The organism is Tessaracoccus yangjingae (assembly GCF_054483935.1).
Genome location: NZ_CM137014.1, coordinates 361,872 through 387,545 on the forward strand (window position 1 = coordinate 361,872; position 25,674 = coordinate 387,545).

Here is a 25,674-nt window from a genome sequence, read left to right on the forward strand (position 1 = left end):
ACTCCGAAGAAGGAGGCAAGAGTGCCCGAATCAAAGGTGCGTAAGTCCGCGGAGGACAAGAAGAAGTCCAAGGCGAAGGCCGAGCTTGCGGAGAAGCGCAGCGAGACCGCCCGCCTGGCCCCGGCCGGGCGCTCTTGGGTGCCCGCCGTCTTCCTGCCAATCGGCCTCCTGGGCGTGGCCTGGATGGTGACGTGGAACCTCGCCTACGAGTACGTGGGCTTCATGCGGGCCCTCGGAGACTGGAACCTCGCGATCGGGCTGGGGCTCATCGTGACCAGCTTCGTCGGAATGACCCTCTGGAAGTGAGCGAACTCGGCACGTTCGACGCCGTCATCTTCGACTTCGACGGCACGCTGGCGAACTCCATGGCGTCCATGCATCGCGCCTACGCGCTGTGGGCCGTCGAGTACGGCGTGGACCTGGAGACGCTGAGGCAGTACACGGGTCGGCCGGCCGAGGCCGTCGCCCGCGCGCTCCTGCCCGCGGACATCGCCCCGGCTGCGGGTCGTCGCATCGACGAGTTGGAGGTCTCGGACACCGAGGGCGTCGTGGCGCTCCCCGGTTCGGCCGAGGCGTTCGCGGCCATCCCCAGCAGCCGGCGCGCCATCGCCACCTCCTGCACGACGGCGCTGCTGGACGCCCGCCTTGCGGCCACCGGGCTGCCCCGGCCCGAGGTCATCGTGACGCGGGACCAGGTTGAGCGCGGCAAGCCCGCCCCCGACAGTTTTCTGCTGGCCGCCGAGCGGCTCGGGGTCGATCCCTCCCGCTGCATGGTCTGCGAGGACGCCCCCGCGGGCGTCGCGGCCGCGCGGGCCGCGGGGATGCCGGTCCTGGGCGTGCTGACCGAACACAGCGCCGACGAGTTGGCCGCGGACTGGGCCGTCGAGAGCCTGGCCGGGGTGGTGTTCGAGGACACCGCCGACGGCGTGCGCGTGCGCCTGGCCTGAGCCACCGTCGTGACGGGTCACGCGGCCCCACCGGTTAGGATGTCCCGCGTGACTGATACCCCCGCCCCCCTGCCCAGCGACTCGGAACAGACCGCCGTCCGCAAGGAGAAGCGCGCCCGGTTGCTGGCCGGCGGGCAGGACCCGTATCCCGCGGACCTGACGCGCTCCCACACGCTGCGCGACATCCGCGCCGGCTGGGGTCACCTGGAGGCCGGGCAGGAGACCGACGACGTCGTCACCACCGGTGGCCGCGTCGTGTTCATCCGCAACACAGGCAAGCTCGCCTTCGCGACCCTGCAGGACGGTTTCGGCCCCGAGGACACCGGGGAGCGACTCCAGGTCATGCTGTCCCTGGCCGAGGTGGGCGAGGAGGCCTTGGCGGCCTGGAAGTCCGACGTCGACCTCGGGGACTTCGTCTGGGTCACCGGGCGGGTCATCGCGTCCAAGCGCGGCGAACTCTCCGTCATGGCCGGCGGCTGGCGGATGGCCGCCAAGGCGCTGCGGCCGCTGCCCGTCATGCACAAGGACCTATCCGAGGAGGCCCGGGTCCGCCGCCGCTACGTGGACCTCATCGTGCGCGACGAGGCCCGCGACATGGTGCGCAAGCGCTCCGCCATCACCCGGGCGATCCGCGACACGCTCTACGACCGGGGCTTCCTCGAGGTCGAGACCCCGATCCTGCAGCTCGTGCACGGCGGAGCCGCGGCCCGGCCGTTCTCCACGCACATCAACGCGTTCGACATCGACATGACCATGCGCATCGCGCTGGAGCTGCACCTCAAGCGCACCATGGTCGGCGGCGCCGACCGCGTCTTCGAGATGGGCCGGGTGTTCCGCAACGAGGGCATCGACTCGACGCACTCCGCCGAGTTCACAATGCTCGAGGCCTACATGTCGTGGGGGGACCAGGGCACGGTCGCGCGGCTGATCCAGGACGTCGTCCAGGCCTCCGCCGACGCCGTCGGCTCCCGGCAGGTCGAGACGCCGAAGGGCACCGTCGACCTCGACGGCGAGTGGCCCTGGCTGCCCGTGTTCCCGACGCTGTCGGAGAAGCTCGGCGAGGACGTCACCGTCGACACGCCCCTGCCGGAGCTCCACCGCCTGGCCGACGCCCACGACGTCGAGTACGACCCGAAGTGGGGCGAGGGGAAGATGGTGATGGAGCTCTTCGCCGAGCTCATCGAGCCTGACCTCATCCAGCCCACGTTCGTCTACGACTACCCGTCGATCGCCCAGCCGCTGGCCCGCCAGCACCGCACCGACGCCGGGAAGGTGGAGGCCTGGGACCTCATCATCGGCGGTCTCGAGCGGGGCACGGGCTTCACCGAGCTGGTGGACCCGGTGATCCAGCGCGAGGTGTTGCTGGCGCAGTCGATCAAGGCCGCGGGGGGCGACCCCGAGGCGATGCAGTTCGACAACGACTTCATCGAGGCGCTCGAGTACGGCGTGCCGCCGATGGGCGGGCTCGGCCTGGGGATCGACAGGTTGATCATGCTGCTGACCGGCGTAGGGATCCGGGAGACCATCCTCTACCCGCTCCTGCGCCCCCAGGTCTGACAGGGCGTTGCCCTCTCCCAAAGCGCCGGCTCAGTGTCGGGGGGCAACGCCTGCCCGCCCGGGACGCGCGCCGTGACGAAACCCCTGTTTCAAGTGGGTTGACATGAACGCCGAGGCGTGTTTAGCTACTCCCACGAAACCCGGGTAACGCAAGGCGACGGCGCCTTCCCGGTGGCCCCACGAGGAGGTGGTTCAGCATGGTTCGTCGCGTCGACGTCGCTCGGCTCGCGGGGGTCACGCCCGCAGTCGTCTCTTACGTCACCAACGGCTCGCACCCGGTCTCGGCCGCCACCCGTCGTAAGGTCGAGGAGGCCATCGAAAGGCTGGGCTATCGGCCCAACGCCGTGGCCCGCGCGCTGGCCATCTCCCGGACGCACACCATCGGCCTCATCGTCCCCGCGGTGGCGAATCCCTTCTTCGCCGAACTCGCCTCAGCCATCGAAGCCGCGGCGTTCGCGGCCGGCTACACGGTAGTCGTCGGCAACGCATCGGACGAGGGCCGTCACGTCCTGGACTACGTCCACACCTTCGCGGACCGGCAGGTGGACGGGCTCGTCGTCGTCCCCATCACCGACTCCGCACAGGATGCCCTGGCGGCCGCCAGGGCCCGCGGCATCCCCGTCGTCTTCACCGACCGGGCCGCCGGTGTGGACGCCCCCACTGTGAGTGTCGACAACGTCGACGGAGCCCGCGCGGCCGCACTCCACCTGGCGGAGCACGGGCGCCTCGTCCACGCTTGCATCACAGGCTCCGCTGACGCCCCCCCGGCCCTCGATCGCGTGATCGGTTGGCGCGCCGGGCTCGAACAGGCTGGCGTACACGTCGACGAGGGTCTCGTGGTCCACACCCCCTTCACCGCCGAGGCCGGATACGACGCGGCCCGGGCCCTCATCGCAAGCCGCCCGGATGTCGACGCGGTCCTGGTCGGCAGCGACCTCCAGGCGATCGGCGTGCTGCGCGCCATCTTCGACGCGGGAAAGGTCCCTGGAGTCGACATCGCGCTGGCGTCGTTCGACGGCATCACGGCGGGCCGCTACACCTACCCTCGGCTGACTACGGTCGCCCAGCCACTCGCGGCCGTCGCAACGGCCATCATCGAACTTCTCGCGGGACTCATCGACTCGCGCGAGGACGGTGCCGACCTCGGCACCACCCGGATCCTGCCCACACAGTTGGTGATCCGGGAATCCTGCGGATGCCCTCCGCAAACGCCCTAGCGGGACGCCGGCACCCCCGCCGGTACGCCCCCACCCATCCCACAGAGGAGTGAGATGAACATCCGCATCCGCGCCGCCGCGGCCATTGCCGCCGGTGTCCTGGCCCTGACCGCCTGCTCCAGCCCCAACGGCGGGACGAGCAGCGCACCTGCCCCCTCCGCCCCCCAGAGCGCCGCGACCGACGGGGACCTGCTCTCGGTCGCCAGCGTCGTCAACGGATATCTCGGCGACCAGGGCTTCTGGGACGATGCCGAGCGCGGCATCCAGGAGCTCGCCGCCGCCGGTCACAAGACCACCACCCTGCAGGCCGACGCCAACAACCCCAGCCAGTGGAAGGCGAACCTGGAATCCGTCTCCGGCAACGAATGGGATCTCGTCGTCCTCGGATCCGCCCAGATGACTGACATCCTGTCCGAGGCGTTGACCAAGTTCCCGGAGCAGAAATTCGTCCTCTACGACAACGTCTTCGAGCACGAGAACGTGGCGAGCGTCATCTACAAGCAGAACGAGGGATCGTTCCTCGCCGGCGTGCTCGCCGCGCAGGTGACCACGAACAAGGCGGACTTCCCCCTCTCCGGTGAGGGGAAGAAGGTCGGCGTCGTGGGCGGCATGGACATCCCGGTCATCAACGACTTCGTGGCTGGCTTCACGGCTGGTGTCGAGGCCGTCGACCCGTCGATCGAGGTCCTCACCACCTACGTCGGCAACTTCACCGACTCGCAGAAGGGCTACGACCAGGCCAAGGCCATGTACGACGACGGCGCGGACGTCGTGTTCCAGGTCGCCGGCGGTGCGGGCATCGGCGTGCTCCAGGCTGCCAAGGACGCAGGGCGCTACGGCATCGGCGTGGACGGCAACCAGAACGGCCTGCAGCCCGGGCACGTCCTGGCCTCCATGATGAAGAACATCGCGCGCTCGCTGGTCCTGACCGTCGAGGCGGCCCAGGCCGGCGAACTGGAGTTCGGAACCACCACCGCCTACGGCCTGGCCAACGACGGTGTCCGCCTCGAGTTCGCGGACAACGGCGACATCGTCCCCCAGTCGGTGATCGACGAGATCGAGGACTACAAGCAGAAGGTCGTCTCGGGCGAACTGACCGTCCCGACCTACAACGGCTGATCCCCTGGTGGTGGCGGGGCGGGTCCGCCCTCCCCGCCACCCCCCCACCCCCCACCCCACTATCCCGTCTAGGAGCCGGAATGGACCAGCCGATTCTCGCGCTGCGCAACATCACCAAGACCTTCGGACCGAAAGTAGCCAACGAGAACATCTCGCTGACCATCTACCCCGGTGAGGTCCACGCCCTGGTCGGCGAGAACGGCGCCGGCAAGACCACGCTCATGAACATGGTGTCGGGCAACCTTCAGCCCGATTCCGGCGAGATCTTCTTCGACGGCCGCAGCGTCGTCATGAGCGATCCCCGGAAGGCTGATGCCTTGGGCATCGGGATGGTGCACCAACACTTCAAGCTCGTCCCCAGCCTCACGGTCACCGCGAACATCTTTCTGGGGAAGGAGACCGTTCGGGCGGGAACGCTGGACGCGGAGCCTATGCGAGCGCGCGTGCGCGAGCTATCGGAGCGGTTCGGACTTCCCGTCAATCCCGACGACGTCGTGCGCGAACTGTCGGTCGGGGAACGGCAGCGCGTCGAAGTCATCAAGGCGCTCTCGCACGACACGCGGCTGCTGATCCTGGACGAGCCGACCGCCGTGCTGACGCCGGCCGAGACCGATGAGCTCTTCATTGTCATCCGCCAGCTGGCCAAGCAGGGGTGCGCCATCCTGTTCATCTCGCACAAGCTCGGCGAAGTCCTCGCCATCGCCGACACCGTCTCCGTGATCCGGGACGGCAAGGTGGTGGGGACACGCCCGGCCGAAGGCCTCTCCCAGACCGACATCGCAGCCATGATGGTCGGCCGCGAGGTGCTGCTGCGCATCAGGCACCGGCCCGCCACTCCCGGGGATGAGATCTTGTCCGTGCGCGACGTCTGCGCCGTCGACAAGCGCGGCGCACTCGCCGTCCGCAACCTCTCCCTGCACGTGCGGCGTGGTGAGATCGTCGGCATCGCCGGCGTCGAGGGAAACGGACAGTCCGAGCTGGCGGCCGCCATCGCCGGCATGTACAAGGCGCCGCGGGGGGCCATCACCATGGCTGGGCGCGACGTCACGCGGGCCTCAGTGGCCGCACGCCGCGACCTCGGTCTCGCCTACATCCCCGAGGACCGGCACCACGAGGGCAGCGGACCGCGTCTCACAGTTGCGGAGAACATCGCCGCGACCCACATGCGGCCCCCCATCGTCACCAAGGGGTGGCTCTCCGTGCGCAGGATGCGCGAACTCGCCTCGTCGCTGATCGCCAAGTTCGACATCCGCGGCGCCGGACCCGACACGGTCATCTCCACGCTCTCCGGCGGCAATATGCAGAAGGTGATCATCGCCCGCGAGTTCTCGAATGACCCCGCACTGCTCATGGTCTCCCAACCGACGCGAGGCGTCGACGTCGGCGCCATGGAATTCGTGCACAACTCGATCGTCGCGGCGCGCGACGCGGGGGCGGGCGTTCTGTTGTTCTCGGCTGACCTCAACGAGGTGATGAGCCTGTCCGACCGGCTGCTCGTCATGTTCCGCGGCGAGATCGTCGCCGAGTTCACCCAGGCCAACATGTCCGAGGTGGCCGTGGGCCTGGCTATGGCGGGCGTCGCCCCCACCCCCGACGCGCTCGCAGAGGCGGAGGCCCGGCACCGCCGGGTGCAGGAGGAGCTCGCGGCCGTCAGCTCCACCGGGGACGCCGAAATGGCCAAGGTGGCCGACGATGAGGCAGTCGCGGCTCCCCTGACCGACGCGGAGGCGGCGCGAGTTGCCGCCACGGCACTCCCCCGCGCCTCGGGTTTCTTCGCCGAGTTCGCCAAGAACGCGTTCACCAGCGCCCTCCAGCCACTCCTGGCGATCGGCGCGGCCCTGGTCCTCGGCGCCATCGTCATCCTCGCCATCGGGAAGAATCCGCTCACCGCGTACTCGGCGCTGTTCCTGTCCGGCTGGAGTTCGCCCTTCGGGATCGCGTCGATCATCGCCGCGTTCGTCCCCCTCGCCATCCTGGCCGTTGGCACGATCGTCAGCTTCCGAGCCGGGTTCTTCAACATCGGCGCGGAAGGCCAGATGTTCCTCGGCGCGTTCTTCGGCGCGTTCGCGGGGTTCACCTTCCCCGATCTTCCGGCCCCAGTGCTGATTCCCCTCGTTCTGCTGTTCGGGACCGTCGCGGGCGGGCTCTGGGGGCTGCTCCCGGGCGCGCTGCTGGCCCGCTGGCGGGTCGACATCATCGTCACCACGCTGCTCCTGACAGACATCGCGAAGCTGCTCACCCAGTACTTCGTGTCCGGGCCCTTCCAGGACCCCTCCGCAGGCATCGCCGGAACCCGCCACGTCGCCCCCCAGGCCCGGCTCACTATGTTCAGCTCCACGTACGGGCTCGGGGCTGACCTGCTCCTCGCCCTCGCGGCCGCAGTACTCATCGCGGTGATCTTCGACCGGACGCCGTGGGGCGCGAGAGTGCGACAACTTGGCGAGATGAACGACTTCGCGGAATACACCGGGGTGTCGGCCTCGCGGATGTCGATGCAGGTCATGATGGTGTCCGGTGCCGTGGCCGGCTTCACGGGGGCCCTCTTCGTCCTCGGCCCCAACGGGGGCCGGTTCCTCCAGCAGTTCTCGCCCGGCTTCGGCTTCATGGCGATGACCGTGGCGCTCCTGGCCCGCCTCAACCCGTGGCTCGCACTGCCGGCCGCTCTGTTCTACGCCACCATGCTCGGCGGATCGACGGGGCTGCAGACCGCAGGCGTGCCCTTCCCCCTCGTGGGTATCCTCCAGGGCCTCATCATCATCATGATCACGGCCACTTTCACCTGGAACTGGTGGCGCAGGCGGGTGCGCAGACCCGACCTGACCCAGCCGACCACTGCGACCACCGAAGGAGCATCGCTGTGACCGATGTGCTGTCCCAGTTGTTCACGGTGACCATGCTCGCCGTCATCCTCACCAAGCTCACGCCGATCCTGCTCGCCGCCATCGGCGGCGCCTTCACCCAGATGGGCAACGTGCTCAACATCGGCCTCGAAGGCATGATGCTTGTCGGAGCGTTCACGGGCGTCGTCGTCGGCGCCGCCACCGGCAGCCCGTACGTCGGCGTGCTCGCCGCCGTGGGCGCCGGGATGCTGCTCGCGGTGATCTTCGCCGTTGCTTCCCTCGTCTTCAAGGCCGACCCGATCATGGTAGGTATCGGCGTCAACTTCCTGGCCATGGGATCCACGATCCTGCTGCTGCAGGTGTTCTACGGCAACCCCGGCGTGACTCCCGGCAATGTGAAGTCGAACCTGTCGAGGATCGACCTCGGACCGATCGGCGACATCCCCCTCCTCGGCGACGCGATCAACAATCAGACGATCCTGGTGTGGCTGGCCCTGCTCATGGTGCCTCTCTACGCGTTCGTTCTGTACCGCACGCCCTACGGGGTGCATCTTCGTGCCGTGGGCGAGGACGAGCAGGCAGCCCTGGCTGCAGGCATCAACGCCTCGCGGGTGAAGTTCATCGCGATCATCATCTCCGGTGCCCTGTCAGGTCTGGCCGGCGCTCAGCTGTCGATGGCCGCACTCGGCTCCTTCACGGCCAACATGACCAGCTCCCGAGGATTCATCGCGGTGGCCGCACTGACCTTCGGACTGGCTCGTCCCTACCGGACCTTCATCGCCTGCCTCATCTTCGGCGTCGCCGACGCGTTCGCCGATCGACTCGGCCTGGCAGGGGCCAACCCGTCACTCGCCCTGATGACGCCCTACGTCATCACCATCGGCGCTCTCGTGCTCGCTTCGCTCCGCGTTCGCAGCGCCTTGGCCTCGAGGGCGAGGCGCGCCCTCGAGAGCGTCACCGCCCCCGCCCGTCCCTGATCCCTCCCCCCGACCCGTTTCGGTTTCTCGCATCTGCACCCTCTGAAGGAATTCACATGCCCCAAAAGATCATCATCGACTGCGACCCAGGACACGACGACGCCATCGCGATCCTGCTGGCGGCTGGGAATCCCAACATCGACCTGCTCGGGATCACCACCGTCGCGGGCAACCAGACCCTGCCGAAGGTCACCCGCAACGCCTTGTCTGTGTGCGCGGCCGCCGGCATCACGGTTCCCGTGGCCGCCGGCGCCAGCCTCCCCCTCGTCACGCCCCAGGTCGTCGCCGAGGACATTCACGGGGCCACTGGACTGGACGGCCCGCTCCTTCCGGATCCGACGTTCGAGCTGGATCCACGCCACGCGGTCGACTTCATCATCGACACGGTGATGGCCGAGGAACCGGGGACCGTCCACCTCGTTCCGGTGGGACCGCTGACCAACATCGCGTTGGCGATGCGCAAGGAGCCGGCGATCATCGACCGGGTCAAGTCAGTCGTCCTCATGGGCGGTTCCTACACCCGCGGTAACTCGACCCCTGCCGCAGAGTTCAACATCTACGTCGACCCGGAGGCCGCCGAGGCGGTGTTCCGCGGCGCCTGGGACGTCACCATGGTCGGTCTCGACCTCACGCACCAGGCCCTGGCCACGGCCGAGCTTCAGAACCGGATCCGCGACCTGGGCGGCGACCTGTCGCGGTTCGTCCTGGACATCTGGGGCTTCGTCGGACGTGCGTACAAAGAGTTCTACGAGTTTGACTATCCGCCGGTCCACGACGCAGTGTGCGTCGCAGCCATCGCCGACCCCGCGGTCTTCACGACGGCCAAGGCGTTCGTCACAGTGGAGCTGCACGGCCAGTGGACCAAGGGGATGACCGTGACCAACTTCGAGTCGGTCCCCGGGATGCACCACGCCGCCAACGAGGGCCTTCCCATGGGTAAGCCGACGACGAACGTCGCGATGACCCTCGACTGGCAACGTTTCGCCGATCTCGTGGGCGACGCCATCGAGACGCTCAGCACCACATCGGCCCGCTGACCACCGACTAGGAGCCATCATGCCTGTCCCCATCATCATCGATACGGACCCCGGTATCGACGACGCACTCGCGATCATGCTCGCGGTCGCCTCGCCCGAGGTCACCGTCCTGGGCCTCACCGCCGTCGCCGGCAACACCGGACTCCACCACACCGCCGTCAACGCAGCGGCACTCGCCGACCTGCTCAACCTGGACGTTCCGATCGGGTACGGCGCCGCCGCGCCGCTATGGCGACGCGACACCGTGCCGGACGGCAACGTCCACGGCGACAACGGCTTCGGCGGTTACGAACTGCCGCTCTCCACCCGGACCCTCGAGCCCGCGATCCCACTGCTCGTCCGTCTGGTCGAGAGCAGCAGCGAGCCGGTGACCCTGGTGGCCATCGGTCCGCTGACGAACGTCGCCGCCTTCATGGCGCTGCACCCCGACACCGCCCGCAAACTGCAGCGGATCGTCATCATGGGCGGCGGCACCCTGGATGTCCTCGGCAACGCCACCCCTGCCGCAGAGTTCAACATCTACTACGATCCTGATGCCGCGGCCCGGGTCTTCGACTTCGGGGTGCCCATCACCATGGTCGGGCTCAACGTCACGCACCGCGCGATCCTCTTCCCACGCGACTTCGCACCGCTGGATCAGTCGGGGGGACCCATCGCGGAGATGGTGGCGCGGATGCTCGGACACTACGGGGAACACGCCTACTCGGGGCAGGATGGCGGCGCCGCGCAGCACGACGCCTTGGCACTGGCGGCAGTGGTGCAGCCCGATGTCATCACGACGCGCCACCTGCACGTCGACGTCGAGAACGTCGGCCGGCTCACGGCTGGGATGACCGTCGTGGACTTCCGGAACCGCCCCGGGCGCGAACCCAACTGCGATGTCGCGCTCGACGTCGACGCGGACCGCTTCCGCGACCTACTCATCGGCCGGCTCGTCGACCTCGACGCCACCCTGAAGAACGGACTCTGATGCCCACCAAAATCCTCCTCGACTGCGACACCGGCGTTGACGACACCCTCGCCATTCTGTACGCGGCCCTGCACCCCGACATCGACCTGGTGGGTGTGGGCACGGTGTGGGGTAACGTCGACGTGCCCACCGGGACGCGCAACTCGATCCACACACTCGAGATGGTGGGCATGGGCCATGTGCCTGTCGCCAGAGGAGCGGCCGGCCCGCTCCTGGGCGGGGAGGCGTCCTTCGCCTATCACGTCCACGGCGACGACGGGCAGGGCAACGCCGGCACCGGCCGCTCGGTCGGACCGGCTGTTCCGGGGACGGCGGCGGAACAGATCGTCCGGCTCGCGCGGCGCCATCCGGGTGAGATCACCCTGGTCCCGGTCGGGCCGCTGACGAACGTCGCTCTGGCCCTGGGGCTGGAGCCGGAACTACCCTCCCTGATCAAGGAGGTCGTGCTGATGGGCGGAACGGCGCAGGCCCCGGGCAACGTGTCCCCGGTGGCGGAGGCGAACATCGCCCATGACGCCTGGGCGGCGCAGGCAGTCTTCGCCGCCCCGTGGCCGATCACGATGGTCGGGCTGGACGTCACGATGAAGACGCTCATCACCCCCGAGCGTCGTGCTGTCCTCGACGCCGGCGGGTCCCTCGGACGATACGTCTCGCGAATCCATCAGTTCTACGGCGAGTTCTTCCAGCACAACGACTTCAGCCAATGGCGCGCCACCATGCACGACACCATGGCCGTCGCCGCGGCAGCCGGCACCCTGCCGATCACGCTGGCACCCGTCGTCCATGTCGAGGTGGACGTGTCCGGTGGCCCCTCCCACGGCCAGACCATCTGCGATCTGCGGGGGATCTATCGCGGTTACCCGGCACAGGAGGGCGCGCATTGCCGCGTGGTACTGGAGTGCGACGACACCATCGCCGACGACGCCGTGGCGCTCGTGGCTTCCTTCGGCGACGCCCTGACCCCGACGGAGTGACGTCGTGATCGACTACACCGGAAAAGTGGCCCTCGTGACGGGGGCCGCCCGTGGGATCGGCCGAGCCACGGCCCTGCTTCTGGCGGAGGCGGGCGCGAAAGTTCTCGTCACGGACTTGGAGCAGCCCCTAGCCAACCTCACCTACTCGACATCGGGGCGGTCGGCTCTCACGGCCACTGCCGACGACATCCGAGCAGCCGGTGGCATCGCCACCGCGATGACCGCAGATGTGCGCGACCTCCCCAGCTTGTCGCTGGCCGTGAGCCACGCGATGGATCTCTGGGGCCGGCTCGACACCGTCGTAGCCAACGCCGGCGTCGCGAGTTGGCCGCCCAGCACCTGGGAGGCCTCCGACGAGCAGTGGGACACGATGCTGGGCGTCGTCCTGACAGGCAGCTGGAACACGGTACGGGCGGCTGTGCCCGCCCTCCGGGCGGGCGGCCGCGGCGGAGCCATCGTGATGATCGGCTCGACCGCGGCGGTCAAGCCACTGGCCACCATCGGGCACTACGCAGCCGCCAAGAGCGGCCTGGTGGGACTCTGCAAGTCCCTCGCGCTGGAACTGGCAGCCGATAACATCAGGGTCACAGTGGTGCATCCCGGCGGAACGGCCACGCACATGACACAGAACCCTGCCGCTGAGGCGTGGCAATCGTCCTTCGGCGGCGCGGGATCCCTGGCGCTACCGATGCCCATCACCCGACTGGACCCCGAAGACGTGGGCCGGGCCGTGCGGTGGCTCGGCTCCGAGGAGGCGCGCTACATCACCGGAACCGAACTGGTCGTCGACGGGGGTGCGACGCTGTGAGCGCGCTGCCCCTGAGCCCTTCCTCAGCAGTCGACAAGTCGGAAACCGTCGTCATCCTCGGCAGCGCGAACGCGGACCTGGTGGTACACGTGGACCGACGCCCGTCCGGCGGCGAGACCCTCCTGGGCGGAGATCTCCACCTGTTTCCCGGCGGGAAAGGCGCGAACCAGGCGGCCGCAGCAGCACGATGCGGCGCATCGGTGACGTTCCTGGGTGCCCTGGGCCGCGACAGCAATGCGGACCTACTGCTGTCGGCGCTGGGGGGCGCCGGAGTCGACACGTCCCACGTGATGCGAGCGGACGTACCCACCGGATGCGCCCTGATCCAGATCACGCCCGACGGGGAAAACTCGATCGTGGTTTCTCCTGGAGCCAACTCTCTGATGGACATCCCAGCGGCCGACGCCCTGAGAGATACATGGCTGGGCGCAGGCGTGCTGGTCCTCGCACTCGAGATCCCCTTTGAGACTGTGCTCCACGTTGTTGAGGTGGTCGGGAACACCGGGGTGCGGCTGCTGCTCAACGCCGCCCCGGCGCGGACTCTCTCCCCAGCGACGCTGAGGCACTGCGACCCTCTGGTGGTCAACGAGACGGAGGCCCGCGAGGTGCTGGGCAACTCAGCGATCGCGCCGGACGCGCCGTTCGAGGTGCTCGCGCAGGCATTGCTGCTCGCCGGGGCCCGTTCGGTGGTCATCACCTTGGGCGTGGACGGATCGCTCATCACCGACGGAGGGCCTGTGGTCCATGTGCCCGCCTATCGCGTCGACGCCGTCGACACCACCGGGGCCGGTGACGCCTTCGTCGGGGCAGTGGCTGCCGAACTGGCCCGCGGAGTGGCGCTGGAGGACGCGGTGCGTTTCGCCACGGCCGTGAGCGCGGTGTCGGTGCAGAAGCTGGGGGCGCAGTCTTCTTATGTCGATCGTGCCCACGTGGAGAGCTTCATCGCCTCACACCGCTGACACGAAGGGGGGCCGTCAGATCCATGAGGATCTGGAGCACTCGGCCCGCCGACCCGTGCCCTCCCCAAGCGACTTCGAGCGGGACGCTTGCCGGGGGGACCATGGCCACGGAGACGAGGTCGTGGCGCGCTTCCCGCTCGGCGAAGTCGGCCGGCACGACGGCAAAGGCCCGCGCCTCCTGGAGGTAATAGGACCACGAACCCGAGATCCTGGAGGTGCCCGTCAGAATGAGTGGTTCCAGCCCTCGGCTGCGGCAGGATTCGACGACGAGGTCGAAGTAGGCGGAATGCTGTTCGCGTGGCCAGATGAGGAGCGGCAGGCCGTCCAGACCCGCCATCTGAGCGGCGGTGGCGCGGTTCAACAGCGACCGATGGGCCAGCACCTTCAACTCGTCCCGCCCGATGCGGCGGGTCTGAACCCGTGCCGAGCGACCGAGAAGATGCCCGATGCCGAGATCCGCATCACCGCGCTCGACCGCCGAGAGAACCGACCCGGTCTCCACTTCCATGACCTCGATGGCCATTTCGACCTGCTCGTGCACGGTCTTGAGGAGTTGCGGCAGCAGCCGGTTGACGATGCTGGGGGAGCCCGCTACTCGCACCTTTCCGCGCACCTCACGCCGGAGACCGTCAGCCGCGGCTCTGAACTCCGAGAGGGCGTTGAGTACTCCGACTCCCTGGCTGTGGAGACGCCGCCCTTCATCGGTCAGCTTCGTGCCGGCCGGGGACCGGAGAAACAGCGGTACGCCGACGGCCCGCTCGAGACGCTGGACCTCCTTGCTCACCGTCGGCTGCGACAGGCCCAGCTCGACAGCGGCGCGACCGAAGTGCCCCGCCTCCGCCACGGCGGCGAACGCGCGCAGTTGCGTGATGGTCACCTCCATGCCTTAAAGCTATCACCTGATACCCATTTGATGCTTTTCAGGCATGGATCGACGCCCTAGCCTGGTGTCAATCAGAGACATCCGTTTCGCTTCCGAAAGGCACCCCATGACCGATCTCTCGCTCCGCGTCGCCGCCCACGTCCAGGACGCCCTCGACCGGGGCATTCCCGTGGTGGCCCTCGAGTCCACGATCTTCACCCACGGTCTCCCCCGGCCCCGCAACGTCGAAGTCGCACTCAGGGGCGAGGAGATCATCCGCGAACTGGGCGCCATCGCGGCCACGATCGGCGTCGTCCACGGCCGGCCGGTGGTCGGTCTCACCGCCGACGAGATCAATGAACTTGCCCACGACGACGCAGCGGCCAAGGCATCCATCCGCGACCTCTCCTACGCGGCGGTCACGCGGAAGAACGCCGGCACGACGATCGCTGCAACCGCGTTCCTCGCGAAGGCTGCGGGAATCGACGTCTTCGCCACCGGCGGTCTCGGCGGGGTCCATCACGGGGCGTCCACGACCTTCGATGAGTCGGCCGACATCACCGCGTTGTCCCAGATCCCGATCGTCCTGGTGAGCTCCGGCGCGAAGGCGATCCTGGACATCCCCGCGACGCTTGAGCGCTTCGAGACGCTGAGCGTCCCGGTGGTGGGCTACCGCACCGACCGCTACCCCGGCTTCTACGTCACCGATTCCGGCTACGACCTGACTGCGCGCGTGGACAGCCCTGGAGACATCGCCACGATGGTCACGGCCCAGAGCGATCTCGGCCTCAGCAGCGCCATCCTGGTCGCCAACCCGATCCCAGTCGACAAGCAGCTCGATCCCCGCGAGCTCGACGGAGTCCTCGAGCGCGCCTGGGCGGCGGCCGACGAACAGGGCATCAGCGGCCAGGCATCGACACCCTTCCTCCTCGACTTCATCCGCGTCGCCACTGAGGGCCGCAGCCTCGACGCCAACGTCGCGTTGTACTACAACAACGCACGGCTGGCCGCCGAGATCGCCACCGAGCTGGTCGCCAGGCCGGCCTGATGTTGGGGGTCATCGGAGACGTCGTCCAGGACGTGGTCGTGTGGCAACTGGAGCCAATCCGGCACGCCACGGATACGCGCTCGATGATCAGGACGACCCGTGGCGGTTCTGCGGCCAATGTGGCAGCCTTCGCCGCATCGCGCTATCCGACACGGTTCATCGGGTGCGTCGGTGACGACCTCGCAGGTCTCGCACTCACCCGGGAGCTGGAGGGCTGCGGCGTCGATGTCCGCATGCAGGTGCGCGGGACCACGGGCCTGATCGTGGTTCTCATCGACGAGCACGGTGAGCGACTGATGTTTCCCAGTCGGGGCGCCAGCGCGATGCTCGAATCGGTCGACCCGGCCTGGCTGGACGATCTCGAGATCCTTCATCTCACCGCCTACTCCTTCGAGACGGGGAGCACCGTCGCCGCCGTCGGAGAGGTTGTCCGCGAACACAAGCGCAGAGGCGGTCGGGTGTCCCTCGACGTCTCATCCGTGGGGATGATCGACCACTTCGGCGTGAACCGCTTCCTCGGCCTGATGGTGGACCTGCAGCCGGACTTCATCTCCGCCAACCGGGACGAATCGCTCTACCTGGGGCTCTCCGACGGCGATCGTCCTGGCCCCAACCTGGGCTCCTTCGACACCGTACTCCTGGCCAGACATGGCAAGGACGCGACTCAGGCCTTCAGCTACGGTCGACACGTCGCAACCGTCCCTGTGACACCGGTCGACGACGTGCGCGACCTGACCGGGGCCGGGGACGCCTTCAACGCAGGTTTCCTCTCGTCGTTCCTCACGAACGGAGGGGATGTGGTCGAAAGCTGCCTCTCTGGTCACGCACTGGCCCGACAGGTCCTGCGATCACCCGGCGCCACAGAGAACGCTGATACCGTGGCGGACTGACCCCCCCTCCGTCCGCTACGGGCCGGGGGCCCCTGAGCCGACTCGCGGTCTACGGACCCCGATGAGCCTGACACGCGGTTCGGCGACGGACGCAGAGCCTGCACCCAGAGTCGCCGTCATCGTTTCGACCATCCACGGCGCGACCGTCGCTCGAGCCGTGGATAAGGTTCATCCGACCCCCAGACCCGCGACGGAGATACGGGGCCAAAGGTCACAACTTGGTAACCCCGGTTGACATCCGCGACGGCACGAACGTACTCTTTCCGTATCCCTGAGAGCGCTCTCTAAAAGTTCAGCACCGAAGCTGAGAGCGCTCTCGCAGGAGAAAGCACAGTTCTTACAAAGGAGTCACCGTGCGTGCTGCCATCCGTAATCTCGCCGCCGTCGCTTGCGTCGGCGCCCTACTCACCGCCTGCTCGTCGGGCACCCCGGACGCCACCACGTCCCCCGACGCGTCGGCAAACCCCGACGAGAAGGTCACCCTCACCGTCGCCACCTTCAACGAGTTCGGCTACGAGGACCTCTTCACCGAGTACATGGCCGACAACCCCAACGTCACCATTGAGGCCCGCAAGGCCGCCACCTCCAACGAGGCCCGTGACAACATGAACACGCGCCTCGCCGCCGGCTCCGGCCTGGCCGACATCGAGGCCATCGAGATCGACTGGCTCACCGAGCTCATGCAGTACCCGGACAAGTTCGTCGACCTGGCCGACTCCGAGCTCGACGGCCGCTGGCTCGAGTGGAAGTCCGCCGCGGTCACCACCGAGGACGGCAAGGTCATCGGCTACGGAACCGACATCGGCCCCGAGGCCATCTGCTACCGCGCCGACCTCTTCGAGAAGGCCGGCTTCCCCACCGATCGTGAGGAGGTGGCCGACCTGCTCGAGGGCGACTGGGACACCTACTTCAACGTCGGCAAGGACTTCGTCGCCAAGTCGGGCGGCGTGGCGTGGTTCGACTCCGCCTCGGCCACCTTCCAGGGCATGGTCAACCAGGTGGAGAACCCCTTCGAGAACTCCGACGGCACCCCCATCCCGCTGAGCGAGAACGATGAGATCAAGGCGATCTACGACGACATCGCGACGGCAGCCACCGACGACAACCTGTCCGCCGGCCTGGCGCAGTGGAGCGAGGACTGGACCAACGCATTCCAGACTGACAAGTTCGCCACGATGCTCTGCCCCGGCTGGATGCTCGGCGTCATCGAGGGCAACGCGCAGGGTGTCGAGGGCTGGGACATCGCCAACGTGTTCCCCGGCGGCGGCGGCAACTGGGGCGGCTCGTACCTGACCGTCCCGGAGCAGGGCGCCAACCATGAGCAGGCCAAGAAGCTCGCTGCCTGGCTGACCGCTCCCGAGCAGCAGATCAAGGCCTTCCAGGCCAAGGGCACCTTCCCCTCGCAGGTCGAGGCCCTTGAGGACCCGGCCCTGCTGGAGCAGACCAACGCGTTCTTCAACGACGCCCCGACCGGCCAGATTCTCGCCGAGCGGGCCAAGGCCATCGAGGTCGCGCCGTTCAAGGGCCCGAACTACTTCGCGCTCGCGCAGTTGGTCACCGACGCGCTGAACCGCCTCGACGTCGAAGGCACCGACGACGCCGCCGGCTCGTGGGACAAGGCCCTCGAGGCCTACAGCGCCCTCGGCCTCAGCTGAGTCACCCGCGGGGTCGGGGGTCACACCCCGACCCCCGACCCCGCCCGTCACCCCGCCCTGCGAGAGAGTCCCCCATGAATCAGCAGCTCACCCGGAGCCAACGCCTGAGTCGCCTCGACGTCAAGGCGTCGCCGTACCTGTACATCAGCCCCTTCTTCATCCTGTTCTTCATCGTCGGCCTGTTCCCGCTGGTCTACACGGCCTGGGTCTCTGTGCACGACTGGCACCTCATCGGCGGCCAGGGCGAGATGGTGGGTCTCACCAATTACATCGACGTGCTGCAGCAGCCCAACTTCTTCAAGGCGCTGCGCAACACCTTCTCGATCTTCCTGCTCTCCTCTGTCCCGCAGGTCCTCGCCGCGATCGTCATTGCCTACCTGCTCGACACGAACCTGCGCGCCAAGACCTTCTGGCGCATGGGCGTCCTGCTGCCCTACGTCGTGGCGCCCGTGGCCGTGTCCCTGATCTTCGCCAAGATCTTCGCCGATCAGTCCGGCCTCGTGAACGCGGTCCTGGAGATCCTCGGCACCTCCCCCATCGGCTGGCACGCCGATCCGTTCGCAGCCCACGTCGCGATCGCCACCATGGTGAACTTCCGCTGGACGGGCTACAACGCGCTGATCTTCCTCGCAGCGATGCAGGCGATCCCGCGCGAGATCTACGAAGCGGCCATCATCGACGGCGCCAACCGGTGGCGCACCTTCTTCTCGGTCACGGTCCCGATGCTGCGGCCGACCATCATTTTCGTCGTCATCACCTCCACCATCGGCGGCTTGCAGATCTTCGACGAGCCGCGCATGTTCGACACCCTGGGCCAGGGCGGCGCGGACCGGCAGTGGATGACGCTGACGATGTACATCTACGAACTCGGCTGGGGCGCGCAGAAGAGCTTCGGCCGCGCCGCGGCGGTGTCGTGGCTGCTCTTCCTCATCATCATCGCGGTCGGCGTCATCAACTTCCTCATCACGCGGTCCATCGCGTCGTCGTCGAGCGGAAAGGCGGGCCGTTGATGTCCACCCAGATGTCCACCCCCATGATCGAGCAGCTCGCGGGCAAGGGCGCGGCGCGCGCCGCCCGTCGGAAGCTGCACGGCGTCGACAAGCGCCCCGGCTGGCTGACCTACGGCGCGCTGGCCGCTGTCGTCCTCATCTCCTTCTACCCGATCTGGTTCACGATCCTGCTGGCCTCCTCGAACGCCGGCGAGATCGCCCGCAACCCCATCCCGTCGCTCATCCCGGCCGGGGAGTTCCTGACCAACGTGACACGCGTCATCGAGTCCGACATCAAGTTCTGGACGGCGCTGGCCAACTCGATCATCGTGGCGACGGTGACCGCCATCTCCGTGGTGTTCTTCTCGACGCTGGCCGGATACTCGTTCGCGAAGCTCCGGTTCCGCGGCAGCAACGGGCTGCTCGTGTTCGTCATCGCGACCATGGCCGTCCCGACGCAGCTCAGCATCGTTCCTCTGTTCATCCTCATGTCCGAACTGGACTGGGTCGGCAAGCTGCAGGCCGTCATCGTGCCGGGCATGGTCACCGCGTTCGGCGTGTTCTGGATGACGCAGTACCTGCGCGAAGCACTGCCGTTCGAGCTGATCGAGGCGGCCCGGGTCGACGGCGCCTCCATGATCCGCACGTTCTGGTCCGTGGCGATGCCCGCCGCCCGGCCGGCCGCCGCGATGCTGGCGCTGTTCACGTTCGTGGGCTCGTGGACCAACTTCTTCTGGCCGTTCATCATCCTGGGCTCGGCCAACCCCACCCTGCCCGTGGCACTGCAGCTGCTGCAGGCCTCGTACTTCAAGGACTACTCGCTCATCATGGCCGGCGTCGTCGTCGCCACGTTGCCGCTGGTGATCCTGTTCGCCGTCGCCGGGCGCCAGCTGGTGGCCGGCATCATGCAAGGAGCAGTCAAGGGATGACGACCTACACCTTCCCGGAAGGCTTCCTCTGGGGCAGCGCCACGGCCGCCTTCCAGATCGAGGGCGCGGCCCACGAGGACGGGCGCCGCGATTCGATCTGGGACGTGTTCTGCCGCGAGCCCGGGGCGGTCGCGAACGGCGACGACGGCACGGTGGCCTGCGACCACTACCACCGGATGCCCGACGACGTGGCGCTCATGTCCGAGCTGGGCCTCCAGTCGTACCGCTTCTCGACGTCGTGGGCGCGGGTGCGGCCGGACGACGATCAGTTCAACCCCGCGGGGCTGGACTTCTACTCGAGGCTGGTCGACGAGCTCCTCGGCCACGGCATCACACCGTGGGTCACGCTGTACCACTGGGACCTGCCCGCGGCGCTCCAGTCCAACGGCGGGTGGACCAACCGCGACACCGCCTACCGCTTCGTCGAGTACGCCGAAGCGATGCACGGGGCGCTGGGCGACCGGGTGAATATCTGGACCACCCTCAACGAACCCTGGTGTTCGTCGTTCCTGTCCTACGCCGGCGGCGAGCACGCCCCCGGGCACGCGGACCGCCGCGAGGGACTCCACGCCGGCCACCACCTCCTGCTGGCCCACGGCATGGCGACGGCGCGGCTGCGTGAGCTGGCGCCGTCGGCGACCCTCGGGATCACCACCAACCACACGGTGGCCGACCCGCTGGACCCGTCATCAGCAACGGATGTGGACGCCGCCCGGCGCATCGACGGCATGTTCAACCGGTTCTTCCTCGACCCGATCTTCCGGGGGGCCTATCCGGCCGATGTGCTGGAGGACCTAGCCGGTATCGGCCTCGAGGAGGCCATCCAGCCGGGAGACATGGAGGTCATCGCCACGCCGATCGACGTGCTCGGCGTGAACTACTACCGCGGCGAGGCCGTCACCGGGACTCCGTCGTCGGATTACGCGCCTGTGGTGGGGCCCGACGGACGGCTCCGGGGCAACCCCAACATCGGTTCGGAGTGGGTGCGGTCGGTGTCGCGGGGGTTGCCCGTGACGGACCAGGACTGGGAGATCCAGCCCGAGGGCCTGACGCGCCTGCTGGTGCGCCTGCACGAGGAGTACACCGGCCCCGCCGGCATCCCCCTCTACGTGACGGAGAACGGCGCTGCCATGCCCGACGTCGCGGACGAGGAGGGCTTCGTCGATGACCAGGACCGCGTGGCGTTCGTGCGCGACCACCTCGTGGCCGTCCACGACGCGATCTCGCAAGGCGCGGACGTGCGCGGCTACTTCGTGTGGTCGTTCATGGACAACTTCGAGTGGGCGTGGGGCTACGACAAGCGTTTCGGCATCGTCCGCGTGGACTACGAGACGCAGCGTCGAACGCCCAAGGCGTCCGCGTTGTTCTTCCGGGACGCCGCGAGCGAGAATGGCGTGCGGGGGTAATGAAGGGACCGACGATGATGAGGCCGACGCTTGAGGACGTCGCGCGGCATGCGGGCGTGTCGCGGGCAACGGTGTCGCGGGTGGTGCGTGGCGACGTGGGGGTCGCGGGTGAGACCGCGGCCAAGGTGAGCGCGGCGGTCGCCAAGCTCGGCTACGTCCCGAACGCATCGGCGCGCTCCCTGGCGACCGGCCGGTCCAACACGCTGGCCATGGTGGTCCCGGAACCCGACGGGCGGGTGTTCTCGGACCCGTTCTTCGGGCTCGCGGTGGCCGGCATCAACGCCGGGCTGTCGGGCACCGACATGCAGCTGGTGATGGTGTTCGCGTCGCGTCCGGACCGGTCCGGCGCCGTCGTCGACTTCCTTCTCGAGGGCCGCGTGGCGGGGGCCATCATCGTGTCCCACCACCGCTCCGACGGGCTGGTCGCCGCGGCCGCGTCCCTGCCCATTCCCACGGTGTTCCTCGGCGCCCCGCTCCTGCGGACCTCCGACCGGCGGGCGTACTTCGTCGACACCGATAACACCGCCGGGGCCAGGCTGGCCGCCGAGCGGATGATGGCCACGGGCGTGCGACGCCCTGCCACCGTCGCCGGCCCGCTGGACATGGCTGCCGCGCTGGATCGCATGACGGGATTCGCTGATCCCTTCGAGGCGGCAGGGCTTGAGGTCGCCGTCGCCCATGGCGACTACACGCGGGAGTCGGGGGCGCGCGCAGCAGCCGAGCTCCTGGACCGGGACCCGACGATCGACGGGATCTTCGCCGCGTCGGACCTCATGGCGCAGGGCGTGATGGATACGCTGCACGACCGGAACATCCCGATCGGGGACCAGGTTAAGGTGATCGGCTTCGACGACTTCGAGGCCGCGGCACAGACCCATCCGCCGCTCACGACGGTCGTCAACCCCGCCGTCGAGCTGGGCCGACAGGCCACCCTCATGGTGCTCAACCTCGTGGAGGGCCGCGACACCCCGTCGCCGGTGATCCTGCCGGTGGAGTTGCACGTCCGCGAGTCCGGCTAGGCGCCTGCCCCCCGTCCTGACGCCTGCCTCCCGTCAGGACGCCTGCCTCCCGTCCTGACGCCTGCCTGAAGTTCCGGGCCGCCTGTCTTCGTGTGTCGCGCCTGCTCTAGTGGGCAGGCGCGACGCACAAGGGCAGGCGCGGAGGGCCGCCGCGGCCGGCCGCACGGCACCGGCGACACAGTGCGGCGAGGACTCCAGCAGTCACGAGGGCTGGCGACGGCGCCGCCCCCACCGCGCTGACAGGACCGTTTGCATCCGCCCCGCGCACGACTTAAACTCCTATGTAACCGGTTACATTCAAGGAGGAAGCGTGCGGCGGTCGACCACAGCCACCCTGGCGCTCCTCGTCGTGACCGCAATCTGGGGCTCGACGTTCTTCATCATCAAGGACGCCGTCAGCCTCATCGACCCCATCGACTTCCTGGCGGTCCGGTTCGCCGTCGGCGCCGCGATCCCCGCCGCCATCTTCTGGCGACGGCTCCGCCGGCTCACCGCGACCCAGTGGCAGATCGGCCTTGCCCTCGGCGGGCTCTACGGCCTGGCCCAGATCGTCCAGACCGTCGGCCTGCAGACGACGGCGGCTTCCGTGTCGGGGTTCATCACCGGCACCTACGTGGTCCTCACCCCGATCATCATGTGGATCGCGTTCCGGGCCCGGCTCAACGCCCGCACCTGGGCCGCGGTCGGGCTCGCCCTCGTCGGCCTGGCCGTCCTCAGCCTCACCGGGATCGGCGGCGGGGGCGTCGGCGAGGCGCTCACACTCGTCGGCGCCACGCTCTACGCCGTCCACATCGTCCTGCTCGACCGCTGGTCGCGTTCCATGGACGCCATCAGCCTGGCGATCGTGCAGCTCATCGGCGTCGCCCTGACGGCCGGGTTCCTCGGACTGCCCGGCGGCTACCACGTCCCCGCGGAGCCGAGCCTCTGGGGCGCCATCGCCTACACCGCGATCGTTGCGGGCATCGTCACGATGCTCCTGCAGACCTGGGCCCAGCGCCACATCACCCCCACGCGCGTAGCCCTGCTCATGACCTTCGAGCCCGCCTTCGCCTCCGCCTTCGCCGTCGGATTCGGCGGCGAGACCGTCACGCTCCGCCTCATCGCGGGCGGCGCGCTCATCCTGCTGGCCACCCTCCTCGGCATCACGGGCGGCCAGGCGGACCAGGCCGACGACACCCCCCTGATCCCGGCGCCCGACGGCGCCGCCCCTCCCCCCACACCCCCCGTCATCAACGGAGATAGACAAGAAGGAGACCACCCATGACCATCCTCACCCGCCGCCGCCTCGGCGCCCTGGCCGGCCTCGCCGCGCTCGGGATCGGGCTCACCGCCTGCTCCGGCGGCTCATCCACCGCCCCCGCCGACGGCGACTCGAAGGTCGTCTGGTCCACCTGGGGTTCGCCCGAGGAGCTCAAGATGTTCGACCGCGTCCAGGAGTCCTTCAAGGAGGCCAACCCGGACGTCGAGCTGGTGTTCCAGCCCACGCCGTCGTACTCCGACTACCACTCGAAGCTGCTCACCCAGCTGTCCTCGGGCACCGCTCCGGACGTGTTCTACGTCGGCGACGACCGGATCGCGTCGGTGATCCGCAACGACGTGCTGGCCCCCGTCGGCTCGTCCTCGCTCGACGAGGGCGACTTCTCCGCCAACGTCCTCGACGTCGCCCGCTGGGAGGGCGAGCTCTACGCGCTGCCCAACGACGTCAACCCCGACGCCCTCTGGTACGACAAGGAGGCCCTGAAGGCCGCCGGTATCACCGAGGACCCGGCCGAGCTCGCCGCCAACGACGAGTGGACCACGGAGAAGTTCTTCGAGATGACCGGCAAGCTCGCCGGCGCGGGCCTCACCGGCGCCGTGTACTGGAACTACTGGGCCACCCACGACTCGATCATGACCGCCGGCGGCGGCCAGGTGTACGACGGCGGGGGCAAGTACGTCGCCAACACCGACGCCGCGAGCGTCGCGGCGCTCGACGAGTACGCCGGGCGCTTCGCCACCGGTGAGCTCAAGCTGGCCGACCTGCTCCCCGAGGGCTCCGGCGAGGACACCCTGCTGGTCACCCACAAGCTGGGCTTCCTCGCCCAGGGCCGCTACACCATCGGCACCATCCGCGGCGCGGGCGTCGACGAGACTCTCTACGACATCGTCCGCTGGCCCACCCCCGACGGCAAGGCGGCACCCACCGGCGTCGCGGCGTCGTACCTGGCGGTCAGCAAGAAGGCGGCCGAGAACGACGCGGCCTGGGACTTCTTCTCCTTCTTCCTGAGCACGGAGGGCCAGCAGCTGCGCCTCGAGGGCACCGGCAACGCCGTCCCGTCGATCGCCGGAGCCGACGACATCGTGCTCGCCGACGGCTTCCCCGTCCACGCGCAGACCATGCTCGACATGCGCGACCTCGGCTACTCGAACTTCGCCACCGAGGCCGCCGTGCCGGACCTGTCGAACCAGATCGCGGTGGAGTTCATGCAGCCGCTGTACGAGTCCGGCTCCGGCGCGCAGGAGACCCTCGATGCCGTCGCCCAGCTGGTCGAGGAGAAGACCGCGTCATGACCGCAGCCCCGCCCGTGGCCGGGAGGAAACTCCCGGCCCGGCGCGGCTGGCGGGAGAGGGATAAGTACTGGGGCATGGCGTTCGTGGCGCCCCAGGCGCTCGGCATGCTCCTGTTCACCCTGCTCCCCTTCGCGGCCGCGTTCCTCCTCGCCTTCACCGACTGGAACGGCTTCGGGATGCCCGAGTTCGTCGGGTTCGACAACTTCGCCGACCAGCTGACCAGCCCCCTCCTCGGCCGGGCCATCCTCAACACGATGGTCATCGCGCTGATCACGGTGCCGATCGGCCTGTTCCTGGCCATCGTCGCCGCCGTCGTGCTCAACAAGATCAAGGGCCGCGCCTTCTACCTCGTGCTGTTCTTCGCCCCCGTCGTGACAAGCTCGGTGGCCATCGCGCTGATCTGGCAGCAGCTGCTGCGTGCCGACGGCGTGCTCTCGGGCTCGCTCACCCGGCTGTTCGGCGTCGCCCCCATCGACTGGCTGGGCGACCCCGTCCTGGCCCTGCTGGCCGTCTGCCTGGTGACCATCTGGGCCTCGCTCGGCCTCAACGTCGTCATCTTCATGGCCGGCCTGCAGTCCATCTCCCCGTCGGTGATGGAGGCCGCCGCCATCGACGGCGCGGGCCCCGTCGCCCGCTTCTTCAGAATCATCCTGCCGCTGCTGTCGCCCATCGTGTTCTACCAGTCCGTGGTGGCGTTCATCAGCTCGCTGCAGACCTTCGACCTGGTGTTCGTCCTTGTCAACAACGCGGGCCCTGACAACGGCACCCGCACGATCGTCTACCACATCTACGACCTCGGGTTCGCCAAGTCGCAGTTCGGCCTCTCCAGCGCCGCCTCCATCGTCCTGCTCGGCCTGACCCTGGTGATCACCGCGATCCAGTTCGGCGCGCAGAAGAAGTTCGTTCACTACGAGAGCTGAG

Annotated in this window: 23 protein-coding genes; 22 read left to right on the forward strand and 1 reads right to left on the reverse strand. The window is 68.4% G+C overall.

The genetic code is table 11. From position 1 onward, the window contains the following. Nucleotides 1-21: 21 nt before the first annotated feature. The 12 genes from ACX1D3_RS01620 (at nucleotide 22) to ACX1D3_RS01675 (ending at nucleotide 13,405) form a co-directional block, all read left to right on the forward strand. A complete protein-coding gene (locus tag ACX1D3_RS01620; RefSeq protein WP_458995240.1) occupies nucleotides 22-306 on the forward strand; it encodes a cell division protein CrgA in 285 nt (94 codons plus the stop codon). Continuing rightward, nucleotides 303-947, forward strand: a complete 645-nt coding sequence (locus tag ACX1D3_RS01625; protein WP_458995241.1) for an HAD family hydrolase — start codon at nucleotides 303-305, stop codon at nucleotides 945-947. The genes ACX1D3_RS01620 and ACX1D3_RS01625 overlap by 4 nt, the downstream gene beginning before the upstream one ends. Nucleotides 948-986: 39 nt before the next feature. Then, nucleotides 987-2,504, forward strand: coding sequence for a lysine--tRNA ligase (locus ACX1D3_RS01630; protein ID WP_458995242.1), 1,518 nt, complete (start codon nucleotides 987-989; stop codon nucleotides 2,502-2,504). A 197-nt stretch (nucleotides 2,505-2,701) separates the two neighbouring features. After that, on the forward strand, nucleotides 2,702-3,721 hold the full coding sequence (locus tag ACX1D3_RS01635) for a LacI family DNA-binding transcriptional regulator (RefSeq protein ID WP_458995243.1): 1,020 nt from the start codon (nucleotides 2,702-2,704) through the stop codon (nucleotides 3,719-3,721). 54 nt (nucleotides 3,722-3,775) lie between these two features. Continuing rightward, the gene (locus ACX1D3_RS01640) at nucleotides 3,776-4,840 is read left to right on the forward strand and encodes a BMP family lipoprotein (protein ID WP_458995244.1); all 1,065 of its coding nucleotides are present in this window, start codon (nucleotides 3,776-3,778) and stop codon (nucleotides 4,838-4,840) included. 80 nt (nucleotides 4,841-4,920) lie between these two features. Further along, nucleotides 4,921-7,701, forward strand: coding sequence for an ATP-binding cassette domain-containing protein (locus ACX1D3_RS01645; protein ID WP_458995245.1), 2,781 nt, complete (start codon nucleotides 4,921-4,923; stop codon nucleotides 7,699-7,701). Further along, on the forward strand, nucleotides 7,698-8,657 hold the full coding sequence (locus ACX1D3_RS01650; protein WP_458995246.1) for an ABC transporter permease: 960 nt from the start codon (nucleotides 7,698-7,700) through the stop codon (nucleotides 8,655-8,657). The genes ACX1D3_RS01645 and ACX1D3_RS01650 overlap by 4 nt, the downstream gene beginning before the upstream one ends. A gap of 56 nt (nucleotides 8,658-8,713) precedes the next feature. Continuing rightward, nucleotides 8,714-9,694 (forward strand): nucleoside hydrolase, encoded by a 981-nt coding sequence (locus ACX1D3_RS01655; RefSeq protein WP_458995247.1) that lies wholly within the window; start codon nucleotides 8,714-8,716, stop codon nucleotides 9,692-9,694. A gap of 19 nt (nucleotides 9,695-9,713) precedes the next feature. Then, complete coding sequence (locus ACX1D3_RS01660) at nucleotides 9,714-10,664, forward strand: nucleoside hydrolase (RefSeq protein WP_458995248.1); 951 nt, start codon at nucleotides 9,714-9,716, stop codon at nucleotides 10,662-10,664. Further along, on the forward strand, nucleotides 10,664-11,638 hold the full coding sequence (locus tag ACX1D3_RS01665) for a nucleoside hydrolase (protein WP_458995249.1): 975 nt from the start codon (nucleotides 10,664-10,666) through the stop codon (nucleotides 11,636-11,638). Before ACX1D3_RS01660 ends, ACX1D3_RS01665 begins: the two co-directional genes overlap by 1 nt. 4 nt (nucleotides 11,639-11,642) lie before the next feature. Further along, nucleotides 11,643-12,446, forward strand: a complete 804-nt coding sequence (locus tag ACX1D3_RS01670) for an SDR family oxidoreductase (protein WP_458995250.1) — start codon at nucleotides 11,643-11,645, stop codon at nucleotides 12,444-12,446. After that, complete coding sequence (locus ACX1D3_RS01675) at nucleotides 12,443-13,405, forward strand: ribokinase (protein WP_458995251.1); 963 nt, start codon at nucleotides 12,443-12,445, stop codon at nucleotides 13,403-13,405. Before ACX1D3_RS01670 ends, ACX1D3_RS01675 begins: the two co-directional genes overlap by 4 nt. On the opposite strand, the gene ACX1D3_RS01680 is transcribed toward ACX1D3_RS01675, so the two are convergent. After that, nucleotides 13,386-14,288, reverse strand: coding sequence for a LysR family transcriptional regulator (locus ACX1D3_RS01680; protein ID WP_458995252.1), 903 nt, complete (start codon nucleotides 14,286-14,288; stop codon nucleotides 13,386-13,388). The genes ACX1D3_RS01675 and ACX1D3_RS01680 overlap by 20 nt on opposite strands. 106 nt (nucleotides 14,289-14,394) lie before the next feature. Here ACX1D3_RS01680 and ACX1D3_RS01685 point away from each other — a divergent pair, with 106 nt between their 5' ends. The 10 genes from ACX1D3_RS01685 to ACX1D3_RS01730 all read left to right on the forward strand — a co-directional run bounded on the left by ACX1D3_RS01685 (nucleotide 14,395) and on the right by ACX1D3_RS01730 (nucleotide 25,673). Beyond that, complete coding sequence (locus ACX1D3_RS01685) at nucleotides 14,395-15,315, forward strand: pseudouridine-5'-phosphate glycosidase (RefSeq protein ID WP_458995253.1); 921 nt, start codon at nucleotides 14,395-14,397, stop codon at nucleotides 15,313-15,315. After that, nucleotides 15,315-16,205 carry a carbohydrate kinase family protein gene (locus ACX1D3_RS01690; protein ID WP_458995254.1) on the forward strand — a complete coding sequence of 297 codons (891 nt, stop codon included), beginning with the start codon at nucleotides 15,315-15,317 and terminating at the stop codon, nucleotides 16,203-16,205. The genes ACX1D3_RS01685 and ACX1D3_RS01690 overlap by 1 nt, the downstream gene beginning before the upstream one ends. Before the next feature lie 353 nt (nucleotides 16,206-16,558). Next, complete coding sequence (locus ACX1D3_RS01695; protein ID WP_458995255.1) at nucleotides 16,559-17,860, forward strand: ABC transporter substrate-binding protein; 1,302 nt, start codon at nucleotides 16,559-16,561, stop codon at nucleotides 17,858-17,860. 74 nt (nucleotides 17,861-17,934) lie between these two features. After that, entirely contained in the window at nucleotides 17,935-18,870 is a 936-nt protein-coding gene (locus ACX1D3_RS01700; protein WP_353082215.1) for a carbohydrate ABC transporter permease, read from the forward strand. Beyond that, entirely contained in the window at nucleotides 18,870-19,778 is a 909-nt protein-coding gene (locus tag ACX1D3_RS01705) for a carbohydrate ABC transporter permease (protein WP_458995256.1), read from the forward strand. The genes ACX1D3_RS01700 and ACX1D3_RS01705 overlap by 1 nt, the downstream gene beginning before the upstream one ends. Next, a complete protein-coding gene (locus tag ACX1D3_RS01710; protein ID WP_458995257.1) occupies nucleotides 19,775-21,184 on the forward strand; it encodes a GH1 family beta-glucosidase in 1,410 nt (469 codons plus the stop codon). The genes ACX1D3_RS01705 and ACX1D3_RS01710 overlap by 4 nt, the downstream gene beginning before the upstream one ends. 14 nt (nucleotides 21,185-21,198) lie before the next feature. Beyond that, complete coding sequence (locus tag ACX1D3_RS01715; protein WP_385900313.1) at nucleotides 21,199-22,203, forward strand: LacI family DNA-binding transcriptional regulator; 1,005 nt, start codon at nucleotides 21,199-21,201, stop codon at nucleotides 22,201-22,203. 310 nt (nucleotides 22,204-22,513) lie between these two features. Beyond that, nucleotides 22,514-23,467: a DMT family transporter gene (locus ACX1D3_RS01720; RefSeq protein ID WP_458995258.1), complete on the forward strand. Its 954-nt coding sequence runs from the start codon at nucleotides 22,514-22,516 to the stop codon at nucleotides 23,465-23,467. Then, a complete protein-coding gene (locus ACX1D3_RS01725; protein ID WP_458995259.1) occupies nucleotides 23,464-24,753 on the forward strand; it encodes an ABC transporter substrate-binding protein in 1,290 nt (429 codons plus the stop codon). Before ACX1D3_RS01720 ends, ACX1D3_RS01725 begins: the two co-directional genes overlap by 4 nt. Next, nucleotides 24,750-25,673, forward strand: coding sequence for a carbohydrate ABC transporter permease (locus ACX1D3_RS01730; RefSeq protein WP_458995260.1), 924 nt, complete (start codon nucleotides 24,750-24,752; stop codon nucleotides 25,671-25,673). The genes ACX1D3_RS01725 and ACX1D3_RS01730 overlap by 4 nt, the downstream gene beginning before the upstream one ends. Nucleotide 25,674: the final 1 nt, after the last annotated feature.